Raw genomic sequence first — 24,918 nt, forward strand, 5'->3', positions numbered from 1 at the left:
CTCTGTCCTTCAGAGCACGTAAACGAAGATGAACAAGCCGATCCACACCACATCGACGAAGTGCCAGTACCAGCTCGCGGCTTCGAAGCCGAACTGGTGCTCGTTGTCGAAGTGGCCCTTCATGATGCGCATCAGCATCACGAACAGGATGATCGTGCCGATGGTCACGTGGGCGCCGTGGAACCCGGTGAGCATGAAGAACGTCGCGCCGTAGATCCCTGAACCGAGGGTCAGGCCCAGTTCGTGATAGGCGTGCATGTACTCCTCGGCCTGTAAGGCGAGAAAGCCGCAACCCAGCAGCACGGTAATCGCCAGCCAGATTTTCAGCGCCCCGCGATGGCCTTTCTTCAGCGCATGGTGGGCGATGGTGATGGTTACGCTGGAACTCACCAGCAGAATCGTGTTGACCAGCGGCAGGCCCCAAGGGCTGATGACTTCCTTGGGCGGCGGGAACAGTTTCGGATCCGGCGTGTGCAATAGCGGCCAGGTGAACTGGAAGTTCGGCCAGAGCATATGCGCAATGCCCTTGGTGCCTTCGCCGCCCAGCGCCGGGCCGGAAATGTGCCGCACGTAGAACAGCGCGCCGAAGAAGGCGATGAAGAACATCACCTCGGAGAAAATGAACCAGCTCATGCCCCAGCGGAACGAGCGATCCAGCTGCGGGCTGTACAACCCCGCACGGCTTTCCTTGATCACCGCGCCGAACCAGCCGAACAGCATGTACGCCAGCAACAGCCCGCCGACGAAAAAGATGTACGGGCCGTGGGATTCCGGGCGTGCCGCCTTCAGATCGTTGAACCAGGTGGCCAGGCCGTAAACGGTGATGACCATGCCGAAGGTGGCGATGATCGGCCACTTGCTCTGGGCCGGTACGTAATAGTGCTCATGAGTTGCCATTTATTGTTCTCCTTATCGGGCACGCTTAACCGCCAGTGTTTGCAGCCACCGGAGGGTGTCGGGCGGTGATATCGAACAGCGTGTAGGACAGCGTCAGGTGCTTCACGTCCTTGGGCATGTCGCGGTCAACGATGAAGCGCACCGGCATCTCGATCTGCTGACCGGGCTGCAGCACCTGCTGGGTAAAGCAAAAGCATTCGGTCTTGTGGAAATACGCCGCCGCTTCGCTCGGGGCGATGCTCGGCACGGCCTGGGCGCTCATCGGTTTGTCGGTGGGATTGCGGGCGATGAAGATCATCTCGTTCACCCCACCCGGATGGGCGACCAGCTCTTCGCCTTTGGGGTAGAACTCCCAGGGCATGTCGGCGTTGTTCATCGACAGGAACTGCACCCGCACCTGTCGCGAGTTATCCACAACCTGCTCGCCCTCGTACTGCCCGGCAGTCTTGCCGTTGATGCCGAACGCCTTGCACATCACGTCGTAGATCGGCACCAAAGCAAAACCGAAAACAAACATCGCCACCACCACGCCCAGCAGTCGGGTCACCAGTTTCTTCAGCGAAATCGAGTCAGCCATGGCGGCGGCCCTCAAGGGCTACAGGGTTCATTTCACTTCCGGCGGCGTGGTGAAGGTGTGATACGGCGCCGGCGACGGCACGCTCCACTCCAGACCTTCGGCCCCATCCCACGGTTTGGCCGGTGCCGGCTCTCCGCCACGAATGGTCTTGATCACGATGAACAGGAAGAAGATCTGCGTGGCGCCGAACATGAACGCGCCGATCGACGAGACCATGTTGAAGTCGGCGAACTGCAGGTTGTAGTCCGGAATCCGCCGTGGCATCCCCGCCAGTCCCACGAAGTGCATCGGGAAGAAGGTCAGGTTCATGCCGACGAAGGACAGCCAGAAATGCAGCTTGCCCAGGGTTTCGTCGTACATGTGGCCGGTCCATTTCGGCAGCCAGTAGTAGGCCGAGGCGAAGATCCCGAAGATCGCCCCCGGTACCAGCACGTAGTGGAAGTGCGCCACCACGAAGTAGGTGTCCTGGTACTGGAAGTCCGCCGGGGCGATGGCCAGCATCAGCCCGGAGAAACCGCCGATGGAGAACAGGATCACGAACGCCACGGCAAACAGCATCGGCGTTTCGAAGGTCAGCGAGCCTTGCCACATGGTGCTGGCCCAGTTGAACACCTTCACCCCGGTCGGCACCGCAATGAGCATCGTCGCGTACATGAAGAACAACTCGCCCACCAGCGGAATGCCCACCACGAACATGTGGTGCGCCCAGACGATGAACGACAGGAACGCGATGCTCGCCGTGGCGTAGACCATCGAGGTGTAGCCGAACAGCGGTTTGCGCGAGAAGGTCGGGATGATCTGGCTGACGGCACCGAAGGCCGGCAGGATCATGATGTACACCTCGGGGTGGCCGAAGAACCAGAACACGTGCTGGAACAGCACCGGGTCACCGCCACCGGCGGCACTGAAGAAACTGGTGCCGAAGTGGATGTCCATCAGCATCATCGTCACGCACCCGGCCAGCACCGGCATCACCGCGATCAGCAGGAACGCGGTGATCAGCCAGGTCCAGACGAACAACGGCATTTTCATCAACGTCATGCCGGGGGCGCGCAGGTTGAGGATGGTGGCGATCACGTTGATCGCGCCCATGATCGAGCTGATCCCCATCAAGTGGATGGCGAAGATGAAGTAGGTCACGCTTTCCGGTGCGTAGGTGGTGGATAGCGGCGCGTAGAAGGTCCAGCCGAAGTTCGGCCCGCCACCGGGGGTGAACAGGGTCGACACCAGCAACAGGAACGCCGCCGGCAGCAGCCAGAAGCTGAAGTTGTTCATCCGTGGCAGAGCCATGTCCGGCGCGCCGATCATCAACGGGATCATCCAGTTGGCGAGGCCGACGAACGCCGGCATCACCGCACCGAACACCATCACCAGACCGTGCATGGTGGTCATCTGGTTGAAGAACGCCGGTTCGACGATCTGCAGGCCGGGCTGGAACAGCTCGGCACGGATCACCATGGCGAACGAGCCGCCGAGCAGGAACATGCAGAACGCGAACCACAGGTACAGCGTGCCGATGTCCTTGTGGTTGGTGGTCAGCACCCAGCGCATCAGGCCTTTGGCGGGGCCGTGGGCGTGGTCGGCATGACCGTGGTCATCGATGACAGCGCTCATGGCCGGTCTCCTTCAAGTGAGTGGACTTGGCAGGCCGGGGCAAGGCGCCCCGGCCGGTTCACGAAGTACGCAATAGACCGGCTCATTTGCTTTCCGCCTGTTTCAGCTCCAGCACTTCTTTTGGCGTGACCATGTCGCCCTTGTTGTTGCCCCAGGCGTTACGTTCGTAGGTCACGACCGCTGCGATATCGACTTCCGAGAGTTGCTTGCCGAACGCCGCCATGGCGGTGCCCGGTTTGCCGAAGTACACGCGGTGCAGGTGATCGGCTTTCGGCCCGGTGGCAATCGGCGAGCCCTTGAGTGCCGGGAACATCGGCGGCAGGCCCTGGCCTTCGGCCTGGTGACAGGCCACGCAGGTGGTGTGGTAGATCTTGTCGCCGCGTTCCTTGAGCTCGTCGAGGGTCCATTCCTTGCTGGTCAGCTCCTTGAGCTGCGCAGCCTCGGCCTTGCGGTCGGCCAGCCATTTTTCGTAGTCGGCCTTTTCCTTGACGTCGACCACGATCGGCATGAAGCCGTGATCCTTGCCGCACAGCTCGGCGCACTGGCCACGGTAGATGCCGGGCTTGTCGATGCGCGTCCAGGCTTCGTTGACGAACCCGGGAATCGCATCGCGCTTGACCGCGAAGGCCGGCACCCACCAGGAGTGGATCACGTCGGCGGAAGTAACGAGGAAGCGCACCTTGGCGCCGATCGGCAGCACCAATGGCTTGTCGACCTCGAGCAGGTAATGCTCGCCCTTGGCTTCCTTGTTGTGGATCTGTTCGGCGGGGGTGGCCAGGTTGCTGAAGAACTCGACGTCCTGGCCCAGGTATTTGTAGTGCCACTTCCACTGGTAGCCGGTGATCTGGATATCGATGTCCGGCTCACTGGTGTCGTACATGCGGATCAGCGTGGCGGTCGCCGGAACGGCCATCGCCACCAGGATCAGCAGCGGGACGACGGTCCAGAGAATTTCGACGGTGGTGCTTTCGTGGAATTTTGCGGCGACCTGCCCGGTAGAACGGCGGTGCACCATCATCGACCAGAACATGGCGCCGAAGACGATGATCCCGATCACCACACAGATCCAGAAAATGGTCATGTGCAGGTCGAATACTGCGTGACTGATTTCAGTCGCTCCAGGCGCCATATTCACAGTCCAGGCGGCGTTGGCCTGGCTGAAAATCGACCACAACAGGAGGCCCATCCAGACGTGTGGATGTCGCATCATTGCGGGTTCCCCTTATCGTTCTTGTTATCCCGCCGGCTTTCGCCTGCGGCAAGGGAGCGGCTGCATCAGACTACGAACTTGAATCGCCGGGCCTTGCTGCGGGTGCAGTCGGGCGTCATCAGCTAACTCCATTCAATGGCGAGTATAGACAGCGGCGGAAAAATGCAATGTGCGGACGTAAATCGAATGAAACAGCTGGCACTTGCGTTCCAGGGCACGAATGGAGAAGGATGCAGACGAGTGGTGGCAAACCGATATAACGCAGGTGTATCAAGGATGAAATAATTATGACAAATGCGTCTTAGCATTTTTCGTAAGCCAGCTAAGTTATGTCTTCCCTATTTCATTGCCTTGTTCCCTGGAGTTTTCATGAACACCGCCGCATTGCGCGAGCAGATCCACATAGCCCGACAACACGAGATCGAAACCGGAAAGCTGACCCGTCAGCTCGAAAATCAACTGCAACACCTGCATCCGGCGATCCAGTTGCCGGAAACCGACGCCAACGGCGTGCTGACGCGTTTTGTCGCCGCCTACATCGATGAAGTGCCAGACCTGCTGGATGCAGCCAATGAAGTCGCCAGGGAAGCGGGAATCGAGTCACAGATCAAACCGGTGCTGAAAATCGCCGAACAGTACTTTCTCCAGCCGCCGGTCGGCCTGGACAGTCTGCTGGACGAGGCCTATCTGGCCCACCGTTTTGTCGAAGAGGTCAACGACCTGTACATCAAGCATTTCGGCCAGCCACTGATCCCCCTGGACATGACGGTCGCCAATCTGATTGCTCACCAGTTGCTCGGTGAGGAATTTGCCAATCAACTTGATGAAGTGGTCCACCACGCAGTGGACAGCATGCTCGACGACGACAGCTTTGCGCTGGAGTCGGTGGAAGCCTACCGCGAGAAACTCAGCAGCCCGGACACCGGTGCGGCGTGGAAACGCTGGCCGTGCATGAGCCGCCGTCTGGGCGTGGGTCTGGAGCTGGATCAGCCTGCGGCTTGATCTCGGCGCAAACGATTGGGGGAACAGATTGCTCTGTTCCCCCAGGTTTTTTCAGCCTGCCGCACCGATGCCGGTGGTGGTGCGGATTCTCCCCTCAAGCCTGCGTTTCAGTCCGCGCGACTCGATCAACAGCTTCGAACCCTTGGCCGCATTGGCCCGGCCCCACTCCTCCAGCAATTCCAGACAGGAATGGTCGATGTAGCTCAGGTTGTTGAGCGGCACATGTACCGTCGTGCCCGGCGGAATGCTGCCCAGCACCTGCGTCAGCGCCGGTACCTTGAGGAATGTCGCCGCGCCCACCAGGCGCAATTCCATTTCCCCGTCCTGCGGCAGATCGATCAGGCTGATCTTCAGTCGCGAAGCCTTGAACGCCAGTTTCACCAGGGTCAGACCGAAACCGATCAGCACGCCGGTCAACAGGTCAGTGAAAATGATCGCCAGCGCTGTCGCCGCGTAGGTGAACATCGGCATCCGGCCATAACGCCCCAGACCACGAAACGCCTTGAGATCTACCAGTTTGAAACCGGTGTAGACCAACACCCCGGCCAGACTCGCCACCGGAATGCTTTGCAGCAGACTCGACAGCAACAGCACGAAGGCCAGCAGCCACAGACCATGGAAAATCGTCGAGTAGCGCGTGGTCGCGCCGGCCTGGACGTTGGCCGAACTGCGTACGATCACCCCGGTCATCGGCAACGCGCCGACCAGCCCGCAGAGCATGTTGCCGACTCCTTGCGCCGACAGTTCACGGTCGAAGTCCGAACGCGGGCCGCTGTGCATGCGATCCACCGCCGCGGCGGACAGCAGGGTTTCGGCGCTGGCGATGAAGGCCACGGCGAACGCGGCGATCAGCAGCGTCGGGTCGGCCAGGCTCAGCAGATCCGTCGGCTTCAGCCAGTCGATGGCTTCGGCCAGATTCGCCGGTACTTCAACCCGTTTGACCTGCAATGCCAGCAGCAGACTGGCGCCGGTTGCCAGCCCGACACCGAGCAGCGCACCGGGAATGAAACGCAGCGAGTGCGGACGGAATTTCTCCCACAGCCACATCACGGCGATGGTCGACAGCCCGAGCAACCCGGCCTGCCAGCCAAAGGACGGCAAGGCCTGCGCCACTGCGCCGGGGAACGCCGTCAGGTTGTCCAGCCCGGAGGGTTTCGGCGCGGCATCCAGCATCACGTGCACTTGCGAGAGCACGATCAGCACGCCGATCCCCGCGAGCATGCCGTAGACCACCGCTGGCGCCGTGACCCGGAACCAGCAACCGAGCTTCAGACGCCCGGCCAGCAGTTGCAGAAAGCCCGCCAGCAGCAAAATCGGCCCGAGCATCTCGATCCCGTGCTGGCGCACCAGTTCGAACACCAGCACCGCCAGCCCCGCCGCCGGCCCGCTGACCTGCAGCGGCGACCCCGCCAGCCAACCCACCACCAGTCCACCGATAATCCCGGTAATCAGGCCTTTGGCCGGCGGCAACCCTGAAGCAATCGCAATGCCCATGCACAGTGGCAGGGCGACCAGAAACACAACCACCGAAGCCAGCAGCTCCCGTGGCAACACCGCTTTCAATTGAGCCGCACGCATGATGACTCTCCCGAAGTTTTCTTCAGGCGTGGCGAAGCCGGGTCGCTTGAACAGCGACCGGCGTCAGACCACACGGATTTTTAGGAGGATTCAGAAGCGCGCTTTGGGCGTCGCCACCGGAATCGGATGGCTGCCGTCGAGCGGCAGGAAGCGTCCCTGATCCGCGTCGTAAGCTTTGATTTCGCTGGTTTCGATGTTGTAGACCCAGCCATGGATGAACAGATGACCGTTCGCCATGCGCGAGGCTACCGAAGGATGGGTACGCAAGTGCTGCAGTTGGGCGATGACGTTTTCCTCGGTGAGGATCGGCATGCTTTCTTTTTCGTCGGTGCAGTTGCAGTTGTCATGCACCATGGTTTTCGCGACTTCGGCGTGGCGCAGCCAGGCTTTGACCGTCGGCATCTTTTCCAGGCTGCCCGGATTGAGCACTGCGCGCATGGCGCCGCAGTCGGAATGGCCGCAAATGATGATGTGTTGCACGCCAAGCGCCAGTACCGCGTATTCGATGGCGGTGGAAACGCCGCCGTTCATCTGGCCGTAGGGGGGAACCACGTTGCCGACGTTACGGGTCACGAACAGATCGCCTGGGGAGCTCTGGGTGATCAGTTCGGGAACGATGCGCGAGTCGGCGCAGGTGATGAACATCGCCCGTGGCGACTGGGCCGTGGCGAGTTTCTTGAAGAGTTCTTCCTGCTGCGGGAAGACCTCATGATGAAAATGCAAAAAGCCGTCAACGATATGTCGCAGTGCTGCATCGGCGGAAACCGCCCCGGGGACGGCTTGCGCCGACGCAGCCAACGGCTGTTTATCCTTGTCACTCATGATTCATCCTCTTTGACGGATTCGGGGAGTCATTCCCGTGTATTCCGGTATGAAGCCAGTGGCTGTTTCAAACATCCGGGCCGTCCTGACCCGTCAGTCACTCGATGAACAAGGTAACTGCCGAAACTTAACTCAAACTGAATCAAAGGCTCTAGAACGTGTGTTCCAGGTCACAAAAAACGTGACTGGGGTGAACCTGGTCAGTGATTTCCTCTTTAAATCAGTGCCATCTGGCGACCCGGCGGGCAAAAGGCTGTGCAGTCGAGATTGAAACCTTCGCGGTGATTGAGTCCCAGGCGTTTCAACGCCTTGGCGAATCGCTGGGCGAGCAGGTCGGCGAACGGCCCTTCACCGCGCATGCGTGCGCCAAAACGGCTGTCGTACAGCTCGCCACCACGGCTCTGGCGGATCAGGCTCAACACGTGGGCGGCGCGCTGCGGGTAATGCGCCCCGAGCCATTCCTCGAACAGCGGCGCCACTTCCAGCGGCAGGCGCAGCATCATGTAGGCCGCGCTCTGGGCACCGGCGGCGTGGGCTTCGGTCAGCAAGCTTTCGATTTCGCTGTCGTTGATCATCGGAATCATCGGCGAACACAGCACGCCGACCGGAATCCCCGCCTCGCGCATCACCCGGATCGCCCGCAACCGGGCCTTGGGCGCGGCGGCCCGGGGTTCGAGGATGCGTTTGAGCTCATCGTCCAGGGTGGTCAGGCTGATCATCACCGCCACCAGCCGTTGCTGCGCCAGTTCGGTGAGCAGGTCGAGGTCGCGCAGGATCAGCGAGCCCTTGGTGACGATGGTCACCGGGTGTCGATAACGCAGCAGCACTTCGAGGGTCTGGCGGGTGATTTTGTGTTCACGTTCGATCGGTTGATACGGGTCGGTGTTTGAGCCGAGATTGATCGGTGCACATTGATAGCCTTTCTTGCCAAGCTGTTCCTCCAGCACTTGGGCGGCATTGGTCTTGGCGATCAGCTTCGTTTCGAAATCCAGCCCCGGCGACATGTCCCAATAGGCGTGGCTCGGTCGTGCATAGCAATAGATGCAGCCATGCTCGCATCCGCGATAGGGATTGATCGAGCGGTCGAAGGGCAGGTCCGGCGAGGTGTTGCGGGTGATGATGGTTTTCGCCGTCTCGAAACTGACTTCGGTGCCCTGGGTCAGGGGCACTTCCTGAAACCAGCCGTCGTCCTCGGCCACCGAGCGACTCGGCGCGAAGCGGTTATGCGGATTGGTGGCGGTGCCGCGGCCGCGCGGGGGCAAGGGGCTGGTCATCACGGGTGTCCTTTGTCTGTATATGCATACAGTATCTGCAAGGTTGCGGATGATCCACTACCGTTCGGCCGTCCATCAATAAAATGCGCGGTTAGTTATAAGTTTGTTTAGATGTTAAGTTGTAGTGGTGCAAATTAAAGAAACATAAGTCGGCTGTTCGTTTGCTATTCAAGTTCGTAGTATTCATCTCGCTTCACAGCACTTGAATATATAAAAGACAAAAGGAATTGATGATGTCGTTTTTTAATTCGCGCGGTATTTTTCTGCAACTGATGCAGCCCGGCCCGTCGGAACCCAATACACTGGTTTCCATGCAACTTGCACGTAAGGAAATGGGCTGGGATGCCGAGGCCGGCGAGCAGACTGAAAGGCTGGTTGACCCGATTTTTGTAACCGCAACCTCCAGGGATGGTGGCCATACCTTCAGCATTGGCCGTCTGGAGCACGATGTGGATCGTGACGGTGAAATCGGTGAGCAGGATCGGGCCAAACTGGTTGCCCTGGCCAAAGCCTATGCCAGTATTACCAATCCGTAACAACTATTAATGAATAACCCCTGCATGACTGATCATGCAGGGGTTAATGCGTTTAGTTGTGACTTGTTACTTGTCCAAGGTCACCGGCTGATGTTGTAGTCATATCGTCGGTACGTAACCTGGCAACATCTTTCGCAGTGACGGCGGAGCCCTTGTTACCCCAACTTCCACGAATAAAGCTCACCACATCCGCCACTTCCCGATCCGACAGACGCCAGGCGAAACCCGGCATGGTGAAGGTGGACGGTGCCGTGTGCGTCGCGGGCAATGTGCCGCCCTTAAGCACGATGTGGATGAGCGACGTCGGATCTTCCGATTGCAGCACCGGATTACCCGCCAACGCCGGGAACACCCGGGTGTAGCCATGGCCGTCGGTGCGGTGGCAGGCCGCGCAGTTGTCGATGTACACCGAGGCACCGCGCTGGCTGTCGTCACCGTTCCACAAGGCCTTGGCAGCTTTCTCGTCGTACTGATGCGGCTGGTCGGCAGGATCGTTGGCCGGCAGCGATTTCAGGTAACGGGCAATCGCGGTCAGGTCGGCATCGGTCATGTACTGCATGCTGTGGGTGACCACGTCGCTCATGCCGCCGAACACCGCGCTGCGGTCACTGCGGCCGGTCTTGAGGAACTGCACCAGTTGCTCTTCGCTCCAGCTGCCGAGGCCGTCCTTGTGGTCGCCGCGCAGGCTCTTGGCGATCCAGCCTTCCAGCGGTGCACTGCCCGACAGAAAACTGCTGCCTTCGGCCGCACTCAGGGATTTTTCCTGCATGGTCAGGGCCCGTGGTGTATGGCAGGCGCCGCAATGTCCGAGGCCTTCCACCAGATACGCCCCTCGGCTGACGACGGCATCGTCCGACGCGGGTTTGTAGTCCTCGACCTTCGGCGCGAACAGCCAGCGCCAACCCATCAGCGGCCAGCGCATGCTCAACGGCCATGGGATGTCGCTGGCCTTGTTTTCCTGTGCCACCGGTTCAACGCCGTGCATGAAGTAGGCATACAGTGCCTGCATGTCATCCTGACTGACGCGGGCGTAGGACGGGTATGGCATCGCCGGGTACAAGGTACTACCGTTTTTGGCGACACCATGACGCACGGCCTGGTCGAACTCCTCGAAGCTGTAGCCTCCCAGCCCGGTGTTGTCCGGGGTGATGTTGGTCGAATAGATCGTGCCGATCGGGGTCTCCATCGGCAGGCCGCCGGCGAACGGCTTGCCGTCCTTGGCCGTGTGGCAAGCCACACAGTCCCCGGCGCGGGCGAGGTATTCGCCTTTTTTGATCAAGGATTGATCAACTTCGGCACTGTGAGCGGCAACGCTGCCAAGCAGCGCCAGGGTCGCGATAACGAAAGTCTTCATGGTCATCGCTCCTTAAGCCTGAACCAGCGGGCCGGGGTTTTTCAGGTATTGCTCGCGGATCGCTTTCGCCGACCAGTAGGTCAGTGCAGCAACCAGCCCGGTCGGGTTGTAACCCAGCCCCTGCGGGAATGCCGACGCACCCGGAACGAACACGTTATGCACATCCCAGCTCTGCAGGTAGCGATTCAGCGCGCTGGTCTTCGGATCAGTACCCATGATCGCGCCACCGTTGAGGTGGGTGGTCTGGTAGGACGCCGTGTTGAAGTGTTCGCCGACTTTCTTGCCAAGCACGGCAATGGCTTTCGGGCCCATGGCTTGCGCGACCTTGCCCATTTTCTCGACCATGAAGCGGTTCATCTTGATGTCGTTTTCCTGCCAGTCGAACGTCATCCGCAGCAGCGGCAGGCCGTAGGCATCGCGGTACACCGGGTCCAGATCGAGGTAGTTGCCACGGTAGGACTGATGCGCACCGTGGGCGTCCATCGACACCTGGTGGGTGTAGTAATCGGCGGTCGCGCGTTTCCACGCACTGCCCCAGGCCGGTGTGCCCGGCGGGTTGGAGGTGCCGGCAATCGGTCGGCTGCCGGCCTGGTTGACCCACATCGGCGAGCCGCCGACGAAGCCGTGCGGCCCGTGATCGAAGTTGTCGGCGTTGAAGTCGTCCAGCGCCACACCGTTGCCGCCGGCGCCGATGAAGTTGTTGGTGTGGGTGTCCTTGTCGAAGAACGCCTTGATGGTCGCCATGTTCTGGTAGGCGAAGTTACGCCCGACCACACCTTCACCGCTGATCGGGTCATACGGCTTGCCGATGCCGGAGAGCAGCATCAGGCGCACGTTGTGCAACTGGAACGCACCGAGAATCACCAGATCCGCCGGTTGTTCGATCTCGCGGCCCTGGCCGTCGATGTAGGTGACGCCGGTGGCTTTGGTTTTCGTACTGTCGAGGTTGACCCGCAGGACGTGGGCGTTGGGCCGCAGTTCGAAATTCGGCAGCGGTTTCAGCGCCGGCAGAATGTTCACGTTCGGCGAGGCCTTGGAATACATGTAGCAAACGTAGCCGCTGCAGAAACCACAGAAGTTGCACGGGCCCATTTGTGCGCCGTAAGGGTTGGTGTACGGCCCTGACGTATTTGCGGAAGGCAGGTTGTAGGGTTTGTAACCGACCTCTGTGGCCGCTTTGCCGAACAGCTGTGCGGAAACCGTGTTCTTCTGCGCTTCCAGCGGGAACGGGTTCGAGCGATCCGGCGCGTACGGGTTGCCGCCCTTGCCCTGACCGACCAGTTGACCCTTCACGGTCCAGGCCTGGCCGGAGGTGCCGAAGACTTTTTCGGCGAAATCGAAGAACGGTTCCAGTTCTTCATAGCTGACGCCGAAGTCCTGGATGGTCATGTCCTTGGGGATGAAGCTTTTGCCGTAGCGCTCTTCGTAGTGGCTGCGCATGCGCAACTCGATCGGGTCGACACGAAAGTGCACGCCCGACCAGTGCAGGCCGGCGCCGCCCACGCCGTTGCCCGGCAGGAACGCGCCCAACTGGCGGTTCGGCAGAGCAATATCGTTGACGCTGTGACGAATGGTGACGGTCTCTTTGGAGATGTCCTGGAAGAGTTTTTTCCGCACGCTGTAGGTGAGTTCGTCGATCACCTGGGGGTAGTTGCCGTCAGGGTAGGTGTCCTGCATCGGCCCGCGCTCCAGCGCCAGCACGTTGAGGCCAGCCTCGGTCAGTTCCTTGGCCATGATTGCGCCTGTCCAGCCGAAACCGACGATCACCGCGTCGACCTTCTTCATTACCGTTGCCATGCTCACGCCCTCTCGCCGCGAATCGAAACTGCCGGGAAGGGGTATTGCTCGTTGCGTTCCACCCAATCCATGAAATCGGCGCGGGCGCCGGGGAAGCCGATCATGGTCCAGCCGACCATGCCTTTATTGCCACCGTGGATCGGGTCGCAGAAGAACCCTTCCTTGGTGTTTTGCAGCAGCAGGCTGAAGAAAATCTTCGCCGGAACACTGTCGAATTGCGGTTTTCCGGCTTCAAGCTGCTTGAGCAGATCGTCTCGGGTAGCGCTGTCTTGCTCGGCAAATGTTTTACCGTTGAGGGATTTTGTCCACTGATCCGTGGCGGCGATGCCGAGGCGATAGATTTCTTTTGGCACCAGTTTGCTCTGCCAGCCCATCTCGGGTGCAGCGTCAGCGTTGAACGGGCCTTGCATGTACCACAGGGCTCCAGAGGCGTACGGCGTATTCATCTGACGGTCGATGTATTCCGGCACACCAGCTTCCAGAGCGCCGGGGCCCTGGGCATCGTTGGGGATCAACTGCGCGACGGCGGCATTGATGAATGCCCACTCTTCGGCGGTGAAGTAGCTCGGCTGGTAGGCGCTGGTATCTGCGGCAATCGCTTTGGCAGGGGCCGGGGCTGGCGAGCTTTCGGGAGCCGCTTGCAGCACGCTGCTGCCCAGGCCGGTGCCGGCGAGGGTGACCACCGGGATCAGGGTCAGGGATTTGCGCAAGAACTCACGCCGCGGGTTGTCTCGATCTTGATCAGACATGGGGTGCACCTCATCTGGCATTGATGGTTATCAGCCGTTTCTGGGGACGGCTTTGGAGTGGTCGGTTGCGACGTGGCGAGAAATGACCCGGAAAAGGGGGACGCGTCTGCAACATGATGTGACAAATGGTAGCAGCCTAACCAACCGGATGAATCGATTCAGCCGAAAAAAAGCCCAGGATTGCGACGAAGGAACTCTCCGGCTTCACGTTTCTTTGACAATCGCCTCACAGGGATTTGACTGGACAACCCGCAAGCTGCCGCCCTCACTGACGAATCCCATACGGTCACCGCACAGCATGTCCTTGAAGCGTTTTTCCTCTGCGATCTGTTTCTCGCTGTTTGCCCTGCTTGGCTCGATCTCGGCCCACGCCGCAGACGCGCCGGTTTCTCGCCCTCCGGAGTGGGCCCAACCGGTCGAAATGAAATACAACTTCTTCCAGATGTCGCCCACGCTCTATCGCAGTGCGCTGCCTGACGCCGGTGCCGTGCCGTTGCTGCAAAACCTGAAAGTGGCCACGGTCATCAACTTCCTGCCGGAAGCGGACTCGAGCTGGCTGAAAACCCCGGGCATCAACCAGGTGCAATTGCCGTATCGCACCAATCATGTCGATGACGCCGATGTCCTCAAGACCCTGCGTGCGATCCAGACCGCCGAAGCCAACGGCCCGGTGTTGATGCATTGCAAGCACGGCTCCGACCGCACCGGCCTGATGGCCGCGATGTACCGCATCGTGGTGCAGGGCTGGAGCAAGGAAGACGCCCTGAACGAAATGACCCAGGGCGGTTTCGGTGAAAGCGGCCACTTCAAGGACGGCGTGCGCTACGTGATGCAGGCCGACGTCGACAAGCTGCGTACCGCGCTGGCCAATGGCGATTGCAGCACCAGTGCGTTCGCTACCTGCTCGATGAAGAGCTGGTTCCAGACGGTCAATCTGAAGTAACCCGCCGGTTGATCGGCCGGTCGGGGCGCAGCTCTTCGCTGACCGACCGGCCAACGAACGCCTCCACCGCTTCCAGCAACGGGCGCCCGGCTCCGGGTGCAAAGAACGTTTCCCGGAACGCCCGGCCGGTCTGCGCGTTGAACACCCAGTCACGACTGAAGCGCTTGAACGCTTCCTGAGCCAGCACCCCCGACCAGACATAGGCGTAAACCGAGGCGTCGTACTGGGTCACCAAGTAATCGAAACCATTGGCGAACCGGTGACTGTCGGGCAGTTGCAGGTGAGCCATTGTGCGCTGCACGTCGGCGCAAACCTCTTCGATAGATCGCCCGTCGCCGTGGGTGGCGTGCAGTTCGAAATCGATGATCGCTCCCATCAGTATCAAGGCCTGTTGCCGACTGGAGTGGGCCTCGGTGGCCGAGAGTGCCGCATCGACCCGTGCAGCGCTCAAGCGCTCGCCAGTCTGGAAATGCGCACCGAGCCACAGCACGAACTCCCGCGACTGACACCACTGCTCGAACAATTGCCCGGAAAACTCCGCCGCCTCATGCCCCAACTGCTGGATGCCGGACAGGGTGTGATGGGGCGAGCGCGTCAATACGTGCTGAAGGCAGTGGCCGAATTCATGAAAAAGTACCCGCAACTCACTGAGTTCGAGGCGGCAAGGATGGCCGTCGGTGGCTGGTGTGAAATTGCTGTACAGCACGGCAATGGGTAGAGCCGGTCGGCCTTCGGCATTGATCCGACGATTGCGCAGTGTGGATGTTCCGGCGAAATCAGCAGCGTTATCGCGATGAAACGGGTCGAGGTAGATGTAACCGATGACCTGCTCATGCTCGCTGATTTCCAGCAGCCGCACATCGTCATGCCAGTGTTTCCCACCGACCTGTTCGACGATACGGATCCCGAACATGCGTTCGCAGAACAGACAGAGCCGGCGCAGGGTGCCATCGAACGCGAAGTAGTCGCGCAGGTTATCCAGGGCTCCGGGGAACTGTTGCTGCCGCCATTGCTCGGCGAGAAATTCTTCATCCCATGGTTGGACCCGGTCGATTCCCTGTTGCCGGGCGAAGGCAGCCAGTTGTTTTGCGTCCTGCTCCAGGATAGAGGTCAATTGCGCAACCTGGCACTCGAGAAAATCCCTGACCCACGCTGTCGTTCCGGCCCTGCTTTTTGCCAGACTGAGTTGCGCGGCGTTTTCGTGGCCAAGCAAGCGGGCTTTCTGTTGGCGCAAGGCAAGCAGCTTCGTCAGCACCGGACCGTTGTCGAAGCGCCCGGCCAGTGGCCCCTGATCGGAAGCGCGGGTCGCGTACGCCACGCAGCATTCCTCGCGCAACGTACGATTTTCGGCGTATTTGAGGATGTGCTGGCAGGTGTTCTGGTCCAGGCGAATCAGCCAGCCATCATGCCCGGCCACGCGTGCGGCGCGCGCCAGGCGATCTATCATCGACGGGGACAGACCCGCAAGCTGTGCAATATCGTCGACCCGTTTGCTCCAGGTCTCGGTCCAGTGTTCGAGGTGGGTCAAGAACCTGGATTCAAGTCCGCCGATCTCAAGGTTCAACCGGGCCAGTTCCTGTTGTTGTGCGGTGGGAAGCTCGATGCCCGACTGCCTGAATTTGTGCAGTATCCGCGCCAGCACGGTCTTGCGTGATTCATCGAAACTGGCCGCAATCGAGCTCTGCGACAATCGCTGATACGTTTCGTACAACGGGCGATTGCGGCTTTTTTCGGAGCGGTACTGGTTGATCGAGAGCTGAGCCTTGGCGCTTTCCACGAGCCAGTCGGCATCCTCGGATCTGACCATGGACAGTGTTTCGAGAATTGACCGGAATTCACCGATGCGGGCATCGGCTTCGTCGATGCTCAGTACCAGATCGTCCCAGCCGGGATGCTCCAGCTGAGTGGCGAGCACTTGCGCAATGATTCGTCGGTGGTCGTCGATGATGCTGTTGATCGCCGGCAGCAAATGCTCGGCGCGAATCGCCGGCCAGGGCGGCAGGGTCCAGTGTTGCAGGAGGGGATTGGAGTCAGGCATGGCAACTTCCTTCGAGGCATGGCGGAAACGGCCAGCCTACGAAGCAAGTGCAGGGGACAGGTGTTAAGCCAATACCACCTTCCACCGGAAATCGGTGGAAGGTGGTGCCGGATCAGTGTTGCTCGTCGGGCTTTTTCTTCAGCTTCGGGTTCGGGAAGAACTGCACCGCCTGAACCGTCTTGTCCGGAACAGGCTTGAGCGCGCTGGTGTTGACGCGCGTGCCCAGTTCCTTCGGGACCGACAGCCCTTGAGCATTGAGCGTATCGCTGTAGCCGCACGCCACGCATTCGCGGTGCGGAACATCGTCCTCGCTCCACATCATCAGCTTGTCCGGCTCGCTGCACGCCGGGCAGACCGCCCCGGCGATAAAGCGTTTTTTCGTTTTCACAGGTGCCTCACTCATGCTGCTGCGTCCTCACTCAGGCCGCTGTGGCGCAAGAGTGCGTCAATCGATGGCTCACGACCACGGAAGTCGACGAACAGCACCATCGGCTCCTGCGAGCCGCCACGGGCCAGGATCGCTTCGCGGAAGGCGCGACCGGTGTCGGCATTGAGTACGCCATCTTCTTCGAACTTGGAGAAGGCATCCGCCGACAGCACCTCCGCCCACTTGTAGCTGTAGTAACCCGCCGCGTAACCGCCGGCGAAGATGTGCGCGAAGCTGTTCGGGAAACGGTTGTAGGCCGGAGGACGCATCACCGAGACTTCATCCCGAACGCCTTCCAGAACCTGCGCGACACTGCGGCCGTCACCGTGAGTGGCGTGCAGTTCGAAGTCGAACAGCGAGAATTCCAGCTGACGGACCATCATCAGGCCGGACTGGAAGTTCTTCGCCGCTAGCATTTTTTCCAGCAGATCCTGCGGCAGCGGCTCGCCGGTTTCGTAGTGGCCGGAAATCAGCGCCAGGCCTTCCGGCTCCCAGCACCAGTTTTCCATGAACTGGCTCGGCAGCTCGACCGCGTCCCACGCTACGCCGTTGATGCCGGATACGCCGGCATGTTCAACGCGGGTCAGCAGGTGATGCAGGCCATGACCGAATTCGTGGAACAGGGTGGTCACTTCATCGTGGGTCAACAGCGCAGGCTTGCCGCTGTCGGCCGGGGTGAAGTTGCACACCAGGTTGGCCACCGGGCTTTGCAGCACGCCGTCGCGGGTGCGGCGACGGTCGCGGGCGCCGTCCATCCAGGCACCGCCGCGCTTGTTGGCGCGGGCGTACAGGTCGAAGAAGAAGCGGCCGACGTGCTGGCCGTTTTCCTTGATCTCGAACAGGCGTACGTCCGGATGCCAGGTATCGAAGCCTTTCAGTTCGGCGATTTCGATGCCGTACAGACGCTGAACGATGGCGAACAGGCCGCCCAGCACTTTGTCGATCGGGAAGTAGGCGCGCAGGGTTTCCTGGGCGACGCTGTAGCGTTGTTCACGGAGTTTTTCCCCGTAGAAACCGCTGTCCCAGCTTTGCAGATCGGCGCAGCCCTGTTCGGCGGCGTACGCCTTGAGCTGTTGCAGGTCCTGGGCGGCAAACGGTTTGCTGCGCTTGGCCAGATCACGCAGGAAACTCAGCACCTGATCGCTGGACTCGGCCATTTTGGTCGCCAGGCTCAGCTCGGAGAAGCTGGAGAAGCCCAGCAGCTTGGCCAGCTCCTGACGCAGGTCGAGGATTTCGCCCATCACCGGGCCGTTGTCGTTCTGGCCGGCGTTCGGGCCTTGATCCGACGCACGGGTGCAGTAGGCGGCGTAGACTTCTTCACGCAGCGCACGGTCCTGGGCGTAGGTCATCACCGCATAGTAGCTCGGGAATTCCAGAGTGATCAGCCAGCCGTCGAGGCCTTTGGCCTGTGCGGCGGCAGCCATTTGCGCCTTGGCCGAATCGGTCAGGCCGGCGAGGGCGGCTTCGTCGGTCAGGTGCTTGGTCCACGCCTGAGTGGCGTCGAGCAATTGGTTGGAGAAGCGGCTGCCCAGCTCGGACAGCTTGCTCTGCACTTCGGCGTAGCGCTTCTGCTCGGCTTCCGGCAGGTCGATACCCGACAGGCGGAAGTCACGCAGGGCGTGTTCCAGAATGGTTTTCTGCGCCACGTCGAAACCGGCGGCTTCCGGGCTGTTGGCCAGGGCTTCATAGGCCTGGAACAGCTCGCGGTTCTGGCCCATCTCGGTGGAGTAGGCGCTCAAGGCCGGCAGGCACGACTCGTAGGCTTCGCGCAGTTCGGCGCTGTTGCACACGGCATTGAGGTGGCTGACCGGGCTCCAGGCAGCGCCCAGGCGATCATTGAGTTCGTCCATCGCCAGCACCAGCCCGGCCCACGTCGGGTTCTGGCCCTGGGTCTTGAGGATCTCGGCGATGGCGGCGCGGTTGTCGGCCAGGATGGTGTCGATGGCCGGCTGCACGTGTTCGGCACGGATCGCGGAGAACGGCGGCAGGTCGTAGGACTGCAGAAGAGGGTTGTTCACGCTCACGGTTGCACCTTGGCTGGAAGAAACATGCGCCCATCTTAATTACAATCGACACCCACCGCAGCTATCGGCGACAGAGAGAGAACTAATCGTGTCCCTTCGCAAGTACCAGAATCACACCCCACGCTTGAGCCAAGGCGCTTTTGTCGACGGCTCCGCGGTGGTGATCGGCGACGTCGAAATCGGCGAAGACAGCTCCGTGTGGCCGCTGACGGTGATCCGCGGCGACATGCACCGCATCCGCATCGGTGCGCGCACCAGCGTGCAGGATGGCTGCGTGTTGCACATCACCCACGCCGGCCCGTTCAACCCGGACGGCTTCCCGCTGCTGATCGGTGACGACGTGACCATCGCCCACAAGGTCATGCTGCATGGCTGCACCGTCGGCAGCCGCGTGCTGATCGGCATGGGCAGCATCGTCATGGACGGCGCGGTGGTCGAGGATGACGTGATCATCGGCGCCGGCAGCCTGGTGCCACCGGGCAAGCGCCTGGAAAGCGGTTTCCTGTACGTGGGCAGCCCGGTGAAACAGGTTCGCCCGCTGACCGACAAGGAAAACGCCTTCTTCACCTACAGCGCGGCGAATTACGTGAAGCTCAAGGACCTGCATCTGGCCGAAGGCTACGACCAGCTCTGACTTTTCTCTCTATTGCCCGGGATTTTTCATGCATTACCAGACCGTACTGTTCGACCTCGATGGCACCCTGACCGACCCGCGTGAGGGCATCACCCGTTCCATCCAGTTCGCCTTGGCCAAACTCGGCATTGATGAGCCGGACCTGACCAAACTCGAACACTTCATCGGCCCGCCGCTGTTGCAGGCGTTCATGCAGTTCTATGGTTTCGATGAAGCCAAGGCGTGGGAGGCGGTGAATTTCTATCGCGAGCGCTTCAAGGTCACCGGTCTTTACGAGAACCGGGTGTTCGAGGGCGTCACGCCGTTGCTGGAAGCCCTGAATGGCCAGGGCCGGCAGCTGTACATCGCGACGTCGAAGCCGTGGGTGTTCGCCCGGGAAATCGCCCGGCACTTCGATTTCGCCAAACACTTCAAGGTGATCTACGGCAGCGAACTGGACGGTACCCGCACCAACAAGGTCGAGCTGATTGCCCACCTGATCGCCGAAGAAGGGCTGGATCCGGCTACCACGCTGATGATCGGTGACCGTAAACACGACCTGATCGGCGCCCGCAGCAACGGTCTGGATGCGGCAGCCGTGGGTTATGGCTTCGGTAGTCATGAAGAGCTGAGCGCCGAGGCGCCGGTTTATCATTTTGAAACCCTGGCTGAGTTGCATCAGGCGTTTTTGCAGCGCTGATCGTCAATCGGAGCGAAGGGCGGCCAGCTCACGCAGCGCTGCCTTTCGCTTTTCCGTCGGCAATCCACCCAGTTGTTCAACCCGTGAATAAAACTGCGGCCAATCTCCCTTCACTTGCCTGAACAGGGCAGCAAACGCCGGCACCCACTGGTCATACAGCCCGAACGGCAACAATCGCGCATTGTTCAACGGCGCATTGACCCAGGCGTCATAACGCTTGTCCCCGGCCCACTGGCTGTCGCGCATCTCCCGATAATCCCGGCGAAACCGTTCGAACTCGGCGGCCTTGCGTTCGCGCATCTGCTCGACGGGCATCTGTTGTGTGTACAGCTTTTCGAGCCGGGCGCGGGTATCGAGGATCAGTTGAATGAACTGGTCGCGACGTTTGATCTGGGCATCGTTCTCTGGCGGCAGGCCACGAAACGCCCGCCACTGCCGGGTGCCTTCCTGCTCGACAAACGTGGCGTAGGACTCGTTGAACTCGGTGTCGTCCTTCACATAGAAACGTTGGTGGCCCAGCTCATGGAAGATCAGCGTGGCCAACCGTTCATCGCCCCAGCCCATCATCGAATTGAGGATCGGGTCGTTGAACCAGCCCAGGGTCGAATAGGCCTCGACGCCGCCAATCGACACATCCATGCCTTGCAGGCGCTGAATTGCCGCCTCACCCCGCGCGGCGCTCTGGCTGTAGTAGCCGCGATAGGCCACGCACCCGGCAATCGGGAAGCAGTGGTTCTGTGGGCTCAGGGAAAACTCCGGGGTGGCGAACACGTTCCACACCACGTACGGCCGGTGGATGTCGGCGTACAGGCGATAACTCTGGTTATCCGGCAGGTGCAGGTGTTGGCTGGCGAAATCCCGAGCCTTTTGCGATTGGGCCAGGTGGGTGCGCAGCGTTGCGTCGCGGTTCGGGTCGGCAATCACCTTGGCCACCGGCTCCCGCGCCCGCAGCAATTGCAGCTGACCGCTGGCCAGCTGGCTGTAATAGCTGACGCTGGAACAACCGTTGAGCAACAAAAACAACACACCCGGAAACAAAACCCGCAAAACGCGATCAAGTAACCCAAGGCTTGGAAACGGCCTGATCACAATAAGAACATCCCTGGAAAGTCTGATCGCAAGACTATCCCGCCCATTGGAGCTTCGCCATGCGCATCTTGATACTGACGGGAGGCCTGCTGACGCTGGCCGGTTGTGCCGGATTCGGAATGCCTTCGCCAGACCCCACACAAGCCTGGATCGATCTGGACGCCCGGCAACAGGACACGGCGCTGCAAGCGCTGGAAGTCGACAGGAAGGCCGCCGTCGACAAACGTTACTTCGAGGTACAGCCCGGCAGTCATGAACTGAAGGTGCGCTACCAGTTTCCGGTGGAGGCGAGCAACATCGGTCCGGACGCCGAGCCCCTGTGGCGCGATTGCCAGTTGAGCCTGAAATTCACGGACTTCAACGCCGGCCAGCGCTATCAGCTCCAGGCGGGCTATATCGGATTCCGGCCGTGGGCCAAGCTCTATGACCAGCAGAAAAATGTAGTCGGCCAGGGCAAACCGGCAGGCTGTCAGCGCACCTGATCGGCGTTATGCTGGATGTCCGAATCCACGGACATTCATCATGCGCAAGTCAATGCTGTTGCTGGTTGCCGGTGTGCTCGCCGGTTGTCAGACGCCGATGCCCCCGGTCGACCCCAACATGGCCTGGGTCGAGTTCTCGACGCCGACCCCGGGCGGAAAACTGCTGATGGCCGAACGTCTCGACAAGCAGCGCCTGACTGACGGACGTTTTTTCCAGGTAACGCCCGGCAGCCATGAGTTGCTGGTGCGTTTCGATTTCGAGGCACCCGGTGGAGGAGCTGGCATGTTGAACGACCCTGTGGAGCGCCTGTGCTACCTGACCATCCGCTTCGACCATTTCGAAGCGGGTCAGCGGTACGTGCTGGAGGGTCGCTCCCTGATGTTTACGCCCAGTGCCCGGCTGTATAACGCCAAGCGGGAAATCGTCGCCGAGGATCGCGACACCTATTGCGCCATCTAGCCTGAATCAGCTGTCGTTCTTCTGGTAGATGATGGCCTTGGTGCCGTTCTCGCAAGTGCCGACGATCATGGCGACGTCGTGCTTTTCGGCTTCCTCTTTGGAGACTATCTCCAGCGTGTAGGAAGGCACGGCATTCGCCTGAATCTTGATTTCGATCTCTTTCCTGAGTTCTTCGCAATCTTTGGGTGCCGCAAAGGCCGAAGTTGCCAGCACGCCACAGATAACCGCCAAAGCAAAACGTTTCATGGTTGAAGCTCCTGGGAGCAGTGCGCACGACGATGCGCGAAAGCTGCTGTCATTTATTCGACCACATTTTTGCCTGGCGGGTTCTGATTCTGCTCAAGTCGATCAGCTGACCAGCGACGCATCCAGACTGATCTTCGCATTCAAGACCTTCGACACCGGACACCCTTCCTTGGCCTTGTTGCTCAGTTCTTCGAACTGCGCCTGAGTGGCGCCCGGAATCTTCGCCTTGAGAATCAGCTTCACTGCAGTGATCGCGAAACCGCCGTCAACCTGATCGAGGGTGACTTCGGCCTGGGTATCGATGCTGTCGGCCTTCAGCCCGGCGTCGCCGAGGATCATCGAGAATGCCATGGAGAAACAGCCGGCATGGGCCGCGCCGATCAGTTCTTCCGGGTTGGTGCCCTTGCCGCCCTCGAAGCGGGCCTTGAAGCCGTACGGCGCTTCCCGCAGGACGCCGGTTTCGGTGGAGATTGAGCCGATGCCGGTTTTCAGGTCACCTTCCCAGTGTGCGGATGCCTTCTTCACGATAGCCATGTGTGCCTCCTTCAATTCGGGCGCGAAACGCCGCGCCGTCGTGGTTTTTGCCTGCAAGGCTTCTGAGGATAGACGCCGGAACAAAGTTCAGCCCGGCTGAATCGTTGACTTTTTTAGTAGGAAATTTCGGATCGGCTATTGAAACTCGGGTATATGCCCTTATTGCAGAGAACACGCTTATGAATTGGGCAGGTTTGCGTTCGTCAGGAACAAACCGGCGCCCTCAATCGGAGATGCAGGTTCATGAAGCAACTGTCCGACGTAAAGTTTTCCACCCTCGATCTGGTGCCGGTGCGCGAGAACGGCAGCCCGGCCCAGTCGCTGCACAACTCGCTGGACCTGGCGCAGCATGTCGAGAAGTTCGGCTACACCCGGTTCTGGGTCGCCGAGCACCACAACATGGATGGCATCGCCAGTTCGGCCACTTCAGTGTTGCTGGGCTATCTGGCCGGCGGTACGTCGACCATCCGTGTCGGCTCTGGCGGCGTGATGTTGCCCAACCACGCGCCGCTGGTGATTGCCGAGCAGTTCGGCACCCTTGAAAGCCTGTATCCGGGGCGGATCGACCTAGGCCTGGGCCGTGCGCCCGGCTCCGATCAGATGACCGCCCGCGCCCTGCGCCGTGAGCGCTCCGGCAGCGCCGACGATTTCCCGGAAGACGTGGCCGAACTGGTGCGCTTCCTTGGCCCGCGTACACCGGATCAACGGGTGATCGCGATGCCAGGCACTGGCACCAATGTGCCGATCTGGCTGCTCGGCTCCAGTCTGTTCAGTGCACAACTGGCCGGCGAGCGCGGTTTGCCCTACGCCTTTGCCTCGCATTTCGCACCGCGCTTCATGCACGAGGCGATCCGCGTCTATCGCAATCACTTCAAGCCTTCGGCGGTGCTCGACAAGCCGTACGTGATGCTCGGCGTGCCGCTGGTGGCCGCCGACACCGACGAGCAGGCCGACTACCTGGCGACCTCGGTGTACCAGCGAATTCTCGCGTTGATGCGTGGGCAAAGTCTGGTGCAGCGTCCGCCGGTGAAAACCATGGACGGACTGTGGCTGCCACACGAACGTGAGGCGGTGGGCGATTTCCTCGGTCTGGCGATGGTCGGCAGCCCGCAGAAAATCCGCGCGAAGCTGGAAGTGCTGGTCGAACAGACCCAGGCTGATGAGCTGATTTTTACCTGCGATCTGTACGAACACGCCGATCGCCTGCATTCCTACGAATTGCTGGCACAGGTGATGAAGGGCTGAGGTCTGATAGTTGTGTAAAAGATAGCCGGGTACAAAAAAGCCGACGCATTGCGTCGGCTTTTGCATTTCAGGCGCGATCAACCGCGTTTGTAGACGATTTCCTTGGTGCCGCCCTCGCACTTGCCGACGACCTTGCCGCCCGCTGCTGCACCTTTATCGACGATTTCCAGTGAATAACCGGAGACGTGTTTCGCGTCCAGTTTCGCCGCGATCTCGGCTTTCACTTCTTCGCAAGGCTTGCCGGCAGCAAACGCACCACCCGCAAGGCTCAACAAACCTACTGCCAATATGAACTTCTTCATCGGTCGCACTCCCTGGTCGGATTAAAAGAGGCGGGCATCGAGTTCACTCGATGCGTCCACCCTGTAGCGCTTTGCCATTCCTATGGCATTCGGCCAGCGCGCAAGTTCAGAAGCGTAGCCCAAACTCAGCTGCTGGCAATCCGGAACCCGACTTTCAGGGTCACTTGAAAGTGGGCAGCCTTGCCGTCCTTGATGTGGCCGCGGGTATCGACCACTTCAAACCATTCCAGATGCTTGATGCTCTTGTTGGCCTCGGCCAACGCGTTATTGATGGCGTCTTCGATGCTGCTGGTGGACGAACCGACCAACTCGACTTTCTTGTAGGTGTGATGGTCACTCATGGCGATCTCCTTGACGTGTGGAATTGAGCCTAGCAGCGATTTGCGCTGTTGATTTCGGTCGCCG

The 24,918-nt window shown here is 60.4% G+C and carries 26 protein-coding genes; 8 read left to right on the plus strand and 18 right to left on the minus strand.

Annotated elements, in window-relative coordinates:
• Window positions 1-9: 9 nt before the first annotated feature.
• From IF189_RS00390 to coxB, 4 genes are all read right to left on the minus strand, one after another.
• Window positions 10-897 carry a cytochrome c oxidase subunit 3 gene (locus IF189_RS00390; protein WP_085713030.1) on the minus strand — a complete coding sequence of 296 codons (888 nt, stop codon included), beginning with the start codon at window positions 895-897 and terminating at the stop codon, window positions 10-12.
• A gap of 25 nt (window positions 898-922) precedes the next feature.
• On the minus strand, window positions 923-1,474 hold the full coding sequence (locus tag IF189_RS00395; RefSeq protein ID WP_085713029.1) for a cytochrome c oxidase assembly protein: 552 nt from the start codon (window positions 1,472-1,474) through the stop codon (window positions 923-925).
• A gap of 27 nt (window positions 1,475-1,501) precedes the next feature.
• A complete protein-coding gene (ctaD, locus tag IF189_RS00400; RefSeq protein ID WP_114880897.1) occupies window positions 1,502-3,088 on the minus strand; it encodes a cytochrome c oxidase subunit I in 1,587 nt (528 codons plus the stop codon).
• A gap of 82 nt (window positions 3,089-3,170) precedes the next feature.
• Window positions 3,171-4,298 carry a cytochrome c oxidase subunit II gene (gene coxB, locus IF189_RS00405; protein ID WP_085713027.1) on the minus strand — a complete coding sequence of 376 codons (1,128 nt, stop codon included), beginning with the start codon at window positions 4,296-4,298 and terminating at the stop codon, window positions 3,171-3,173.
• A gap of 369 nt (window positions 4,299-4,667) precedes the next feature.
• On the opposite strand from coxB, the gene IF189_RS00410 reads away from it, so the two are divergent.
• Entirely contained in the window at window positions 4,668-5,300 is a 633-nt protein-coding gene (locus IF189_RS00410; RefSeq protein ID WP_065260651.1) for a hypothetical protein, read from the plus strand.
• A gap of 51 nt (window positions 5,301-5,351) precedes the next feature.
• Here IF189_RS00410 and IF189_RS00415 read toward each other — a convergent pair whose 3' ends face one another.
• The 3 genes from IF189_RS00415 to IF189_RS00425 form a co-directional block, all read right to left on the minus strand.
• The gene (locus IF189_RS00415; protein ID WP_192552652.1) at window positions 5,352-6,878 is read right to left on the minus strand and encodes a SulP family inorganic anion transporter; all 1,527 of its coding nucleotides are present in this window, start codon (window positions 6,876-6,878) and stop codon (window positions 5,352-5,354) included.
• 90 nt (window positions 6,879-6,968) lie between these two features.
• A complete protein-coding gene (locus tag IF189_RS00420; protein WP_114880899.1) occupies window positions 6,969-7,700 on the minus strand; it encodes a carbonic anhydrase in 732 nt (243 codons plus the stop codon).
• 215 nt (window positions 7,701-7,915) lie between these two features.
• The gene (locus IF189_RS00425; protein ID WP_134828644.1) at window positions 7,916-8,974 is read right to left on the minus strand and encodes a PA0069 family radical SAM protein; all 1,059 of its coding nucleotides are present in this window, start codon (window positions 8,972-8,974) and stop codon (window positions 7,916-7,918) included.
• 233 nt (window positions 8,975-9,207) lie between these two features.
• On the opposite strand from IF189_RS00425, the gene IF189_RS00430 reads away from it, so the two are divergent.
• A complete protein-coding gene (locus IF189_RS00430) occupies window positions 9,208-9,510 on the plus strand; it encodes a hypothetical protein (protein ID WP_134828645.1) in 303 nt (100 codons plus the stop codon).
• A 52-nt stretch (window positions 9,511-9,562) separates the two neighbouring features.
• On the opposite strand, the gene IF189_RS00435 is transcribed toward IF189_RS00430, so the two are convergent.
• The 3 genes from IF189_RS00435 to IF189_RS00445 are packed head-to-tail and all read right to left on the minus strand — an operon-like array spanning window position 9,563 to window position 13,410.
• Window positions 9,563-10,864, minus strand: coding sequence for a c-type cytochrome (locus tag IF189_RS00435; RefSeq protein WP_192552653.1), 1,302 nt, complete (start codon window positions 10,862-10,864; stop codon window positions 9,563-9,565).
• A gap of 12 nt (window positions 10,865-10,876) precedes the next feature.
• Complete coding sequence (locus IF189_RS00440) at window positions 10,877-12,661, minus strand: GMC family oxidoreductase (RefSeq protein ID WP_192552654.1); 1,785 nt, start codon at window positions 12,659-12,661, stop codon at window positions 10,877-10,879.
• A 2-nt stretch (window positions 12,662-12,663) separates the two neighbouring features.
• Complete coding sequence (locus IF189_RS00445; protein WP_192552655.1) at window positions 12,664-13,410, minus strand: gluconate 2-dehydrogenase subunit 3 family protein; 747 nt, start codon at window positions 13,408-13,410, stop codon at window positions 12,664-12,666.
• 298 nt (window positions 13,411-13,708) lie between these two features.
• On the opposite strand from IF189_RS00445, the gene IF189_RS00450 reads away from it, so the two are divergent.
• A complete protein-coding gene (locus IF189_RS00450; RefSeq protein ID WP_085713019.1) occupies window positions 13,709-14,353 on the plus strand; it encodes a dual specificity protein phosphatase family protein in 645 nt (214 codons plus the stop codon).
• Here IF189_RS00450 and IF189_RS00455 read toward each other — a convergent pair.
• The 3 genes from IF189_RS00455 to prlC all read right to left on the minus strand — a co-directional run bounded on the left by IF189_RS00455 (window position 14,340) and on the right by prlC (window position 18,842).
• Window positions 14,340-16,391, minus strand: a complete 2,052-nt coding sequence (locus IF189_RS00455) for a M3 family metallopeptidase (protein ID WP_192552656.1) — start codon at window positions 16,389-16,391, stop codon at window positions 14,340-14,342. The two genes, IF189_RS00450 and IF189_RS00455, sit on opposite strands and share 14 nt — an antisense overlap.
• Before the next feature lie 112 nt (window positions 16,392-16,503).
• A complete protein-coding gene (locus IF189_RS00460; protein WP_134828651.1) occupies window positions 16,504-16,794 on the minus strand; it encodes a YheV family putative zinc ribbon protein in 291 nt (96 codons plus the stop codon).
• Window positions 16,791-18,842 (minus strand): oligopeptidase A, encoded by a 2,052-nt coding sequence (prlC, locus tag IF189_RS00465; RefSeq protein WP_134828652.1) that lies wholly within the window; start codon window positions 18,840-18,842, stop codon window positions 16,791-16,793. The genes IF189_RS00460 and prlC overlap by 4 nt, the downstream gene beginning before the upstream one ends.
• A gap of 88 nt (window positions 18,843-18,930) precedes the next feature.
• Between prlC and IF189_RS00470 the strand changes: the two genes are divergently transcribed.
• Entirely contained in the window at window positions 18,931-19,476 is a 546-nt protein-coding gene (locus IF189_RS00470; RefSeq protein WP_064379538.1) for a gamma carbonic anhydrase family protein, read from the plus strand.
• Window positions 19,477-19,504: 28 nt separating this feature from the next.
• Window positions 19,505-20,155 carry an HAD family hydrolase gene (locus IF189_RS00475; protein WP_192552657.1) on the plus strand — a complete coding sequence of 217 codons (651 nt, stop codon included), beginning with the start codon at window positions 19,505-19,507 and terminating at the stop codon, window positions 20,153-20,155.
• 3 nt (window positions 20,156-20,158) lie between these two features.
• Here the strand turns inward: IF189_RS00475 and IF189_RS00480 are convergent, their stop codons facing one another.
• Window positions 20,159-21,244 carry an aminopeptidase gene (locus tag IF189_RS00480; protein ID WP_192552658.1) on the minus strand — a complete coding sequence of 362 codons (1,086 nt, stop codon included), beginning with the start codon at window positions 21,242-21,244 and terminating at the stop codon, window positions 20,159-20,161.
• Between the two features lie 59 nt (window positions 21,245-21,303).
• On the opposite strand from IF189_RS00480, the gene IF189_RS00485 reads away from it, so the two are divergent.
• The gene (locus IF189_RS00485) at window positions 21,304-21,726 is read left to right on the plus strand and encodes a hypothetical protein (protein WP_192552659.1); all 423 of its coding nucleotides are present in this window, start codon (window positions 21,304-21,306) and stop codon (window positions 21,724-21,726) included.
• Window positions 21,727-21,766: 40 nt separating this feature from the next.
• Window positions 21,767-22,186, plus strand: a complete 420-nt coding sequence (locus tag IF189_RS00490; RefSeq protein ID WP_085713013.1) for a hypothetical protein — start codon at window positions 21,767-21,769, stop codon at window positions 22,184-22,186.
• A 6-nt stretch (window positions 22,187-22,192) separates the two neighbouring features.
• Here IF189_RS00490 and IF189_RS00495 read toward each other — a convergent pair whose 3' ends face one another.
• Entirely contained in the window at window positions 22,193-22,432 is a 240-nt protein-coding gene (locus tag IF189_RS00495) for a DUF1161 domain-containing protein (protein ID WP_085713012.1), read from the minus strand.
• Window positions 22,433-22,534: 102 nt separating this feature from the next.
• Complete coding sequence (locus IF189_RS00500) at window positions 22,535-22,966, minus strand: OsmC family protein (protein ID WP_011331817.1); 432 nt, start codon at window positions 22,964-22,966, stop codon at window positions 22,535-22,537.
• Between the two features lie 243 nt (window positions 22,967-23,209).
• Between IF189_RS00500 and IF189_RS00505 the strand changes: the two genes are divergently transcribed.
• On the plus strand, window positions 23,210-24,211 hold the full coding sequence (locus IF189_RS00505) for an LLM class flavin-dependent oxidoreductase (RefSeq protein ID WP_192552660.1): 1,002 nt from the start codon (window positions 23,210-23,212) through the stop codon (window positions 24,209-24,211).
• Between the two features lie 77 nt (window positions 24,212-24,288).
• Here IF189_RS00505 and IF189_RS00510 read toward each other — a convergent pair whose 3' ends face one another.
• Both IF189_RS00510 and IF189_RS00515 read right to left on the minus strand, forming a co-directional pair.
• On the minus strand, window positions 24,289-24,513 hold the full coding sequence (locus IF189_RS00510) for a DUF1161 domain-containing protein (protein WP_085713011.1): 225 nt from the start codon (window positions 24,511-24,513) through the stop codon (window positions 24,289-24,291).
• 125 nt (window positions 24,514-24,638) lie between these two features.
• Window positions 24,639-24,854, minus strand: a complete 216-nt coding sequence (locus IF189_RS00515; RefSeq protein ID WP_003220389.1) for a dodecin — start codon at window positions 24,852-24,854, stop codon at window positions 24,639-24,641.
• Window positions 24,855-24,918: the final 64 nt, after the last annotated feature.

Source organism: Pseudomonas sp. IzPS59, from assembly GCF_014863505.1.
GTDB lineage: Bacteria > Pseudomonadota > Gammaproteobacteria > Pseudomonadales > Pseudomonadaceae > Aquipseudomonas > Aquipseudomonas kribbensis.

Coding starts and splice junctions, on each gene's coding strand:
- IF189_RS00390 (WP_085713030.1), bottom strand. CDS start 897: ATGGCAACTCATGAGCACTATTACGTACCGGCCCAGAGCAAGTGGCCG.
- IF189_RS00395 (WP_085713029.1), bottom strand. CDS start 1,474: ATGGCTGACTCGATTTCGCTGAAGAAACTGGTGACCCGACTGCTGGGC.
- ctaD (WP_114880897.1), bottom strand. CDS start 3,088: ATGAGCGCTGTCATCGATGACCACGGTCATGCCGACCACGCCCACGGC.
- coxB (WP_085713027.1), bottom strand. CDS start 4,298: ATGATGCGACATCCACACGTCTGGATGGGCCTCCTGTTGTGGTCGATT.
- IF189_RS00410 (WP_065260651.1), top strand. CDS start 4,668: ATGAACACCGCCGCATTGCGCGAGCAGATCCACATAGCCCGACAACAC.
- IF189_RS00415 (WP_192552652.1), bottom strand. CDS start 6,878: ATGCGTGCGGCTCAATTGAAAGCGGTGTTGCCACGGGAGCTGCTGGCT.
- IF189_RS00420 (WP_114880899.1), bottom strand. CDS start 7,700: ATGAGTGACAAGGATAAACAGCCGTTGGCTGCGTCGGCGCAAGCCGTC.
- IF189_RS00425 (WP_134828644.1), bottom strand. CDS start 8,974: ATGACCAGCCCCTTGCCCCCGCGCGGCCGCGGCACCGCCACCAATCCG.
- IF189_RS00430 (WP_134828645.1), top strand. CDS start 9,208: ATGTCGTTTTTTAATTCGCGCGGTATTTTTCTGCAACTGATGCAGCCC.
- IF189_RS00435 (WP_192552653.1), bottom strand. CDS start 10,864: ATGAAGACTTTCGTTATCGCGACCCTGGCGCTGCTTGGCAGCGTTGCC.
- IF189_RS00440 (WP_192552654.1), bottom strand. CDS start 12,661: ATGGCAACGGTAATGAAGAAGGTCGACGCGGTGATCGTCGGTTTCGGC.
- IF189_RS00445 (WP_192552655.1), bottom strand. CDS start 13,410: ATGTCTGATCAAGATCGAGACAACCCGCGGCGTGAGTTCTTGCGCAAA.
- IF189_RS00450 (WP_085713019.1), top strand. CDS start 13,709: ATGTCCTTGAAGCGTTTTTCCTCTGCGATCTGTTTCTCGCTGTTTGCC.
- IF189_RS00455 (WP_192552656.1), bottom strand. CDS start 16,391: ATGCCTGACTCCAATCCCCTCCTGCAACACTGGACCCTGCCGCCCTGG.
- IF189_RS00460 (WP_134828651.1), bottom strand. CDS start 16,794: ATGAGTGAGGCACCTGTGAAAACGAAAAAACGCTTTATCGCCGGGGCG.
- IF189_RS00475 (WP_192552657.1), top strand. CDS start 19,505: ATGCATTACCAGACCGTACTGTTCGACCTCGATGGCACCCTGACCGAC.
- IF189_RS00485 (WP_192552659.1), top strand. CDS start 21,304: ATGCGCATCTTGATACTGACGGGAGGCCTGCTGACGCTGGCCGGTTGT.
- IF189_RS00490 (WP_085713013.1), top strand. CDS start 21,767: ATGCGCAAGTCAATGCTGTTGCTGGTTGCCGGTGTGCTCGCCGGTTGT.
- IF189_RS00495 (WP_085713012.1), bottom strand. CDS start 22,432: ATGAAACGTTTTGCTTTGGCGGTTATCTGTGGCGTGCTGGCAACTTCG.
- IF189_RS00500 (WP_011331817.1), bottom strand. CDS start 22,966: ATGGCTATCGTGAAGAAGGCATCCGCACACTGGGAAGGTGACCTGAAA.
- IF189_RS00505 (WP_192552660.1), top strand. CDS start 23,210: ATGAAGCAACTGTCCGACGTAAAGTTTTCCACCCTCGATCTGGTGCCG.
- IF189_RS00510 (WP_085713011.1), bottom strand. CDS start 24,513: ATGAAGAAGTTCATATTGGCAGTAGGTTTGTTGAGCCTTGCGGGTGGT.
- IF189_RS00515 (WP_003220389.1), bottom strand. CDS start 24,854: ATGAGTGACCATCACACCTACAAGAAAGTCGAGTTGGTCGGTTCGTCC.